The organism is Mesorhizobium sp. M7A.F.Ca.MR.245.00.0.0, from assembly GCF_003997415.1.
Classification (GTDB): domain Bacteria; phylum Pseudomonadota; class Alphaproteobacteria; order Rhizobiales; family Rhizobiaceae; genus Mesorhizobium.
This window is the reverse complement of the sequence record NZ_RZTE01000081.1, coordinates 1-6,913: the sequence shown is the minus strand read 5'-3', so window position 1 is coordinate 6,913 and position 6,913 is coordinate 1. Positions and strand designations below refer to the sequence as shown.

General features: G+C 57.0%; 6 protein-coding genes. All 6 read right to left on the bottom strand.

Annotated features, from left to right (window positions below; all coding sequences use genetic code 11):
• Positions 1-450 precede the first annotated feature (450 nt).
• Positions 451-1,212, bottom strand: a complete 762-nt coding sequence (locus EOB80_RS33950) for a sulfotransferase (RefSeq protein ID WP_024505871.1) — start codon at positions 1,210-1,212, stop codon at positions 451-453.
• Positions 1,213-1,501: 289 nt separating this feature from the next.
• Positions 1,502-2,290, bottom strand: coding sequence for an ABC transporter permease (locus tag EOB80_RS33945; RefSeq protein WP_029356621.1), 789 nt, complete (start codon positions 2,288-2,290; stop codon positions 1,502-1,504).
• 3 nt (positions 2,291-2,293) lie between these two features.
• Positions 2,294-3,208 (bottom strand): nodulation factor ABC transporter ATP-binding protein NodI, encoded by a 915-nt coding sequence (nodI, locus tag EOB80_RS33940; RefSeq protein WP_024505873.1) that lies wholly within the window; start codon positions 3,206-3,208, stop codon positions 2,294-2,296.
• 260 nt (positions 3,209-3,468) lie between these two features.
• Positions 3,469-4,794 (bottom strand): chitooligosaccharide synthase NodC, encoded by a 1,326-nt coding sequence (gene nodC / locus EOB80_RS33935; protein ID WP_032899868.1) that lies wholly within the window; start codon positions 4,792-4,794, stop codon positions 3,469-3,471.
• Between the two features lie 15 nt (positions 4,795-4,809).
• Positions 4,810-5,469 (bottom strand): chitooligosaccharide deacetylase NodB, encoded by a 660-nt coding sequence (gene nodB, locus EOB80_RS33930; RefSeq protein ID WP_126057632.1) that lies wholly within the window; start codon positions 5,467-5,469, stop codon positions 4,810-4,812.
• Complete coding sequence (locus EOB80_RS33925; RefSeq protein ID WP_024505875.1) at positions 5,466-6,056, bottom strand: NodA family N-acyltransferase; 591 nt, start codon at positions 6,054-6,056, stop codon at positions 5,466-5,468. Before EOB80_RS33925 ends, nodB begins: the two co-directional genes overlap by 4 nt.
• Between the last annotated feature and the right edge of the window lie 857 nt (positions 6,057-6,913).

Below are 6,913 nucleotides of genomic sequence, written 5' to 3'. Positions count from 1 at the left end.
CCTGCACGTAGGTCCGGGCAAAATGGCGCTTGCGGGGCGCTGCGATCGCGCGGGGGACTCTTGGAACCAACATCGTTTCTCTCTCCCTGACCGGATCGGGGTGGGGGCTCCTCCTTCTCCCATGCTGCGCTCCGGTCGAGCGCTGCTGTCATCTCGGAGCAAGCGCCGTGCCAACTGGACGCCTGTCCCGTCCAGCGAGATTGGTGCAGTTGCGCACTGGAACCCTCCACCTTGCCGGAATTCTGCACTCGAGGCTCGCCAAAGATCGCGTCTGAGGAAGTGCTTCATCAGAGAGGGAATTGACCAGGTCGCCTTGCGCCCGTGCCCTTTGATGTTCGCCGCAGATCGACTGCCGGTTGCCTTGGTGACTTTGGTTTGTCAGTTTTGGAACGGAATGCGCGCAAACTGCAGGATATCCTACACGCCCATCAGAGCACGCGGTACAAGCGATTAAGCGTAGGAGCGCATTGAATCTCCGAGGTCAAAAAATCTTGAATAAGGTCCGCGTGCGAAGTGAATCCGCAACTCGTCAAAGTTCTCCACCGTTTGATCAAGCGGTCGCGTTTCCTGGCGCTGCAAGATGGCGTTATCTGATGGCTCAAGCGCTGGAACGCCCAGGAAATCCCAAACCGCTCCCAAGCATTGGGCAGGTTCGTGAAGTAGGCTCTCGTATTCCATTACAAGCAGGTTGGTCGACGTGAAGGAGTCCATAACGCGAGCGTGAAAGTCGTCGGCGGCTTTGAAATAAGCCTCACAGTCGGCGATTGACAACCTGACGCTCGGTGGCCGAGCGGTATCGTTGTCCGAGCTGAACTTCAGCCACTGACCGCTTTCCCTGGCCTGCACAAAGGATCGGAGCGATTCCAATACGTTTCGGCGAACAACGAGGATGACCTTGAGTGCTGGCCAACGAGCTAATTCCGCAAAGAATGCTGGACGCTCGCGAAACTGAGGTTCATTGATCTTGCAGCCAAGATGCGTCACATTCTTGTAGTCGCGCATAGGGCAGCGCACATAGGCAAGCTCAAGAAGCTCGCGATCCGTGCCTAGCAGGCGATCCGTGCTGGGCCAATTGGGATCATATTCGTTTAGCAACTCACCGTTACTCAGAACGGTCGGATGCTCGTTTAGCAATTCTTCTAAATAGTGTGTTCCGGTCCTTGGCATAGCAAGGATCACAAAAGGCTCAGGAGTTGGTTCGTTGTGGGTCATTGCATGTGTATCCAACTAAATAATGGCCGCGACGGTCTGGGGACGCGCACAAGAAGCTTGGCTGCTATCGCTTGAACGCTCCGGGTGGGTCCGCGCGCCTCACCACCCAGCCTGTACTCCGAGGTGTGGTCGCGAAGATGGGCGCGTGCCTGCAGCGGCTGGGTGGCGCCCGGCTTCGGCGTTGTTGTACCACTCGCGATTCCTGGCACACGCATGCCTCCGGGCCGCTGGGGGCAGTTTGCAATCCGGCATTGCGGACCTCCTTCTCGTTGATGGGCGTAGGTAAGCGTCAACGCATTAGTCGTCGATGAAACAGTCCAGCCGACAGAAAAAAAGGCAATACAGCGAACATGCAAAGTGCGCCTATATGCAGCCCTACATTGTCGCCCAGGCGGCCGAGCATCACCGGACGGATTAGATCGATAGAATTCGCCAGCGGCGAGAAGGCCGCAATCTGCTGAAACACTCCTGGCAATTGGCCGACTGGAAAAACCGCGCCCGAAAGGAACAGCATGGGTGTGATGACAAGCGTCTGATAGAAAATAAAATAGTGATAACTGGGCGCGAGCGCGATGACGAGCATGGCCAGGCTCGCAAAGGCGAACCCGGTGAGAGCGATGACCGGCAGCACGTAGAGAACCGACGTCCACGCGGCATAACCTAGCGCGGCGGCAACAATCGCAATTGTCGTACCGGCCAGAAAGGCCTTTGTGGCTGCCCAGGTCAATTCACCGAGAACGATGTCGCCGAGGGTAAGTTGTGTGTGCAGGATTGCTTCCCAAGTGCCCTGATCGCGCATTCGACCGAAAACCGCGTAAATTGTTTCGAAGGTTGATGCTGTCATCGCGCTCGTCGCAACCATGCCGGCTGCCAGAAAGGCGATGTAGGATGCACCTTCGATGCGGCCTACCAACAGTCCAAGGCCAGTGCCGAGCCCGAAAAGGTAAATCATCGGATCAGCAAGGGTGCCGAGCATTGAAGCAAATGCCACCTTCTTCCATGCCAGATGATTGCGGCGCCACACCGCGATCCAGTTCCAGGCGTTGGCGGGTAGAGCGGCCGCAAAACGTTCACCCATTGCTCACTTCTCCATCTCACGTCCGGTTAACCTCAAGAAAACGTCCTCCAGACTGGGTGGACGCTCTAGAATACGCAGACCCGCTCGACCGCGAAGCTGGATGCGCACATCCTCCGGCTCAGGCGCATAGCAAAAGAGCGTCTCGCCGCTTACCTCGACACGCTGAACGTACGGTCTGATCAGCGAAATCAGCTCCTGTGGATTGCCGCCGAAGATCTCGATCACGTTGCACCCAATGTACTCGTCGATCAGCGCATGAGGACTGCCCTCGGCGATCTTGCGTCCCCGCTCGAGAACACACAGCCGATCACAAAGCCGCTCAGCCTCTTCCATGAAATGGGTGGTCAAAATGATCGTTTTTCCGCTCGCCAGCAGGAAACGAAGTCGCTCCCAGATCAGATGGCGGGCATGCGGGTCGAGGCCGGTCGTGGGCTCATCCATCACAAGCAACTGGGGGTCGTTGATCAGAGCACGTGCCAGCGTCAGGCGCCGCTTCATCCCGCCGGATAGCAGGCCGACACGTGAATCCGCCTTGCTCTCAAGGCGAGCGAACTCGAGGAGCCGTGGGATGACGGCGTTGATCTCTCTTGTACTCATGCCGAAGTAGCGCCCGAACACCAACAGGTTCTCGCGTACCGTAAATTCCAGGTCGAGATTGTCGAACTGCGGGACCACGCCTATGCCCTTGCGGGCCAAGCGGCTGCGTGCCGGCACTGGTAGACCGAGGACTGTTATATCACCCGCGTCAGGCCGGGTCATACCGAGGAGCATACGCGCAATCGTGCTCTTGCCTGCGCCGTTCGGCCCCAGCAGACCGAAGCACTCTCCCGATGCAACGGTGAAGGACAGCCCGTCCACAACGAGCTTGTTTCCGAATAATTTGGTTACGCCGGTAAGGTCGATTGCTACATTGGACATGCGTCTATCTCAAGCGGAATGAGTCCGATTGGCCACCGGCAGCTTACTTGCGAATTCTGGTTCAGAGCAGGCCACCGCCTTGAGATGGCACCTTTGGAAAGTCGCGGCCGGAGCGACGCGTGTATCGCTTCCGCCAAAGAATAACGTCAAGATGCCACGTGTCGCTTCCAGATAGTTCCCGTTCTGACCATAGGTAACTCGAAAGCTTCACCCCGTGTCGACTGACACAACTTACTCGGTCACTCGGCGCTGCAAGGCCGTCAGACTTCACCAGCTGTGAGCGAAAGATCTGCAGTATGAAGTGACTCCGCAATTCCAGAATTGCCCGCAGCATTTGCTCCGGCAAGCGGCATCGCGCTTGTGATTTCCTTTGTGCTCCTGTTGGGCAGGGGAACACTTTTACGCGACAGCCAATCGCTATTGCTCAATGTACACAGGGCGTAAGCCTTCAAGGGGATCAACAGGAATATCCTGATTAACGCGTGCATTGAATAGCCGATGAATCGAAGCTGCCGAGTGCGGAAAGATAACACCGTAGATCTGATTATGGTCATCGTGACAATAGCCAGCACCGTCCACCAATTTACTGTATGTGAAAATAGTAGCTCACCGAGCGCCGTTACTACCGCGATGCCGAGCAACAATGGGCCGAGATTCTCTCCCATCACATCCAAAGTTAGATAGCGATCCAGGCCACGCAGTAGACCTCGCGCAAGCATCGTGTCCCGGAAGGTGCTTCGTGCCCAGCGGAGTTGTTGGCGCAAATAAGGTCCCATCTTGTCCGGAACGACTGTCGCCGCGACGGCACCTGGAACGTACTCGGTTCGAAAGCCTGCTTTCAGCATGAGGATCGTAAGATGACGGTCTTCACCGAAGTCGCTTGGTTTCCCCCTGAACAGCTGCGTCTCGTATTGATCCAGCAGAGAAAGGAGACAAGACCGGCGGTACATTGCACATGGGCCGCAGCAGCACATGACCGCACCAAAGCGACCTTGCGCCGCGCGCTCCTCATTGCAAGCCAGCCAGTATTCCATATCGATCAATCGGGTCAACCAAGTGTCGCTGCGGTTGTATGCCGTCAGCTGGCCCATGGCCGCTCCGACCATGGAATCCCGCATTTTTACTGCAAGCTTTGTGATGACGTCGGACGCAAGTGTCGTGTCAGAGTCGACGCTGAGCACGAAATCTCCAGATGAGCGGCGGATGGCGGCGATCTGCGCCTTGCGTTTGCCAACATTCTCGCGGAGCAGAATGAAATTGAATCTCGGGTCGCCCTCGTAGGCGTGATGTACCGGGATGACGGCATTACGATTTCCAGAACCGTCGTCAACCAGATAGACCTGAAATGTTCCGGCGTAATCTTGATTTGCAATGGAAGCTAAACACGCCGCGAGTGTGCGCGGGTCCTCATTGTAGCAGGGGATAATGACATCCACGCTCGGCCAACGGTCGGATCCGAACAAGCTTTCCGACGGCGGCGTAACATTTTCCGGTTGGGAGTAGACCGCTTGCATGCCTCTGTAAACAGTCGAGAGCACCGCATAAGACGAAACGGCAACAGTACTGGCTGTGGTGAGAAGGTCCATAGGATCTCTGTTTGTTCAGGGGTGTTGAGGAAGTGATCGGATTACAAATCCGCGGCCGTGCAATTCTGGAATTAGGCGTGACAACGCTGTCACCGTCTGGTCGCGCAGACTGGCTTGATTGCCTGGTTGCAATTCGTCGGGAGCGCACCCGTCGTGCAACAGCACGATTGCGCCCGGCCGGATATCGGCGAGCACTCTGTCGACGATGGCGTCAACGCCGGGGCGAGACCAGTCGCGTGGATCAATGGACCAATGGACGGGCGCCAATGCCGCACCCGCTGATGCAGCGATTACTTCTTCGGTCCAGATGCCATACGGTGCACGAAAGTACCGAACCATGGCCTGCGGGCAAGCCATCCCTATGACTCTGTTTGCCTCAACTATCTGGCAGTCGACTTCGACGGACCCGCATTTGGCCAGGTCCGGATGAGTCATCGTGTGGTTGGCTATACCGTGCCCGTCTGTAATAATTCGGCGAACGAGTTCCGGCTCGTCGGCCGCGTAGGCCCCAACAACGAAGAAGGTCGCCGTCACCTGATGTTGCGCCAGCACATTGAGTATCTGCGGTGTGAAAAATGAATTGGGACCATCGTCAAACGTCAGATAGACGCTGCGCTCTGCAGTGCCATCGGCATTGTCACTCTGCCCTTCGCATATGTAGTCCAGAGGCTTCATAGTTCCGGACCGTTCCGGTCGATCAGGGTACCGGACGGCCACTCGTCCATCGAGCGTCCGATCGGCGAAACCAACACGAGTACGTCTTCCAGGCGCGTGGGCGGCAGGTCGGGATGCACATCTGGACGGGTCGATCGTACGCGAACGCCCGACACAATGTTCGCGAGGCCGGCTCTGCAGAATCTTTCGACATGGTTTCGCAGCGCGTGCCGAACCGTGCCGAAAGCGAATGGAACACCCAACTGATGGAGCACTGGGTACGCCACGCGCATCGAAAAACCGATTCCGAGCCCTTCAAGATCCGGACGAACCGCGTACAGGCCCAATTCAGCGACGATCAAGTCGACCTCGCCAACTTTGATGAAGCGCCGCAGCATGCCGATGTGAGCCGCTACCCCATGCGCGTCGTAGCCGATTGCGCGGAATTCCGGCCTCGCGCCGGCCCAACTGCGGCCGCCTTCGAATGGCTCCGCGTTGAAGGCGCCAGTCCGTCCATAGGTCTTTCGAAAAAAGTCGGAGAGTTCGACATGGTCGGCCAGTTGCAGCTCATTTTCCCAGCACAACTTCCAATCGACATTCGGGCGCATGGAAGACCTCACCTTGGAGCTGTCTGGTTGAGATAAATGTCCAAGCATTGGTTAAATAATTGGCATCGCACCAACGGGGCGTAACTTGTGGAGACCGCCGAAAGACCAAGCCGTAATGCAGATGCGACTGACTTTGTGCGCCCCGCACACCAGATGATGCTCCTCGGATCCAACGCAACCATGGGAACTACCTATCTTTCCAACTTGAAGCGCCTCTATGGGACCTGCAGCAAAAACGGTAAAATCCTTTGTTTAGATGAAAGGTATCCACGCTTTGGATAACTGGGCGAATGCGTTCCATATGGCTGGTCAATTATCGTCGTCACGCTCGAGGCACTTCTGACGAAGCGCAAAGCTCACGCCCGCGGCACGCGCGGCCGTTGCCGGGCCGCGCGATTATCTCCGTAAGAGCCGAGCGGAGCTCAGACACGACGATTGATCAGAATCTGATTCGCGGGTTCAGTATCTCTTTCGTGTATCCAGCTCTGGGCTGTCCTTTGGCGGGAGTTAGGTTCGCCCAGGTTCTGAGCCTGGGGCGTCGGCCCGTTCGCCGCACAGGCTCCTTCGCACACCGTCGAGGCCGAGAAAGAGGGGGCCACACAGCTCCCCCTGTACTTTCCACCACCCGACACCAGCGCTCACCCAGGGCGCCGGCCTTGCTCACCTCAACGGATAGCGCACTCGCGCCGCTTCACGATTAAAAGAATTCTACAAGCAGATGCCTGTTTGATCGTGAGACGTCCGCTGCCAATTCCCGCATCGCAGAGGCAGCCAATAGCGCTCGCTTCACATAGTGGTCCGGCAAGCAGCTAGATACGACAGGTGACCTCAAATGAGGCGTCTTGCATGGCTTCTAC

Bases quoted from the DNA above. Each gene is read 5' to 3' on its own strand.
- EOB80_RS33950 (WP_024505871.1), bottom strand. From the start codon at position 1,212: ATGACCCACAACGAACCAACTCCTGAGCCTTTTGTGATCCTTGCTATG.
- EOB80_RS33945 (WP_029356621.1), bottom strand. From the start codon at position 2,290: ATGGGTGAACGTTTTGCGGCCGCTCTACCCGCCAACGCCTGGAACTGG.
- nodI (WP_024505873.1), bottom strand. From the start codon at position 3,208: ATGTCCAATGTAGCAATCGACCTTACCGGCGTAACCAAATTATTCGGA.
- nodC (WP_032899868.1), bottom strand. From the start codon at position 4,794: ATGGACCTTCTCACCACAGCCAGTACTGTTGCCGTTTCGTCTTATGCG.
- nodB (WP_126057632.1), bottom strand. From the start codon at position 5,469: ATGAAGCCTCTGGACTACATATGCGAAGGGCAGAGTGACAATGCCGAT.
- EOB80_RS33925 (WP_024505875.1), bottom strand. From the start codon at position 6,056: ATGCGCCCGAATGTCGATTGGAAGTTGTGCTGGGAAAATGAGCTGCAA.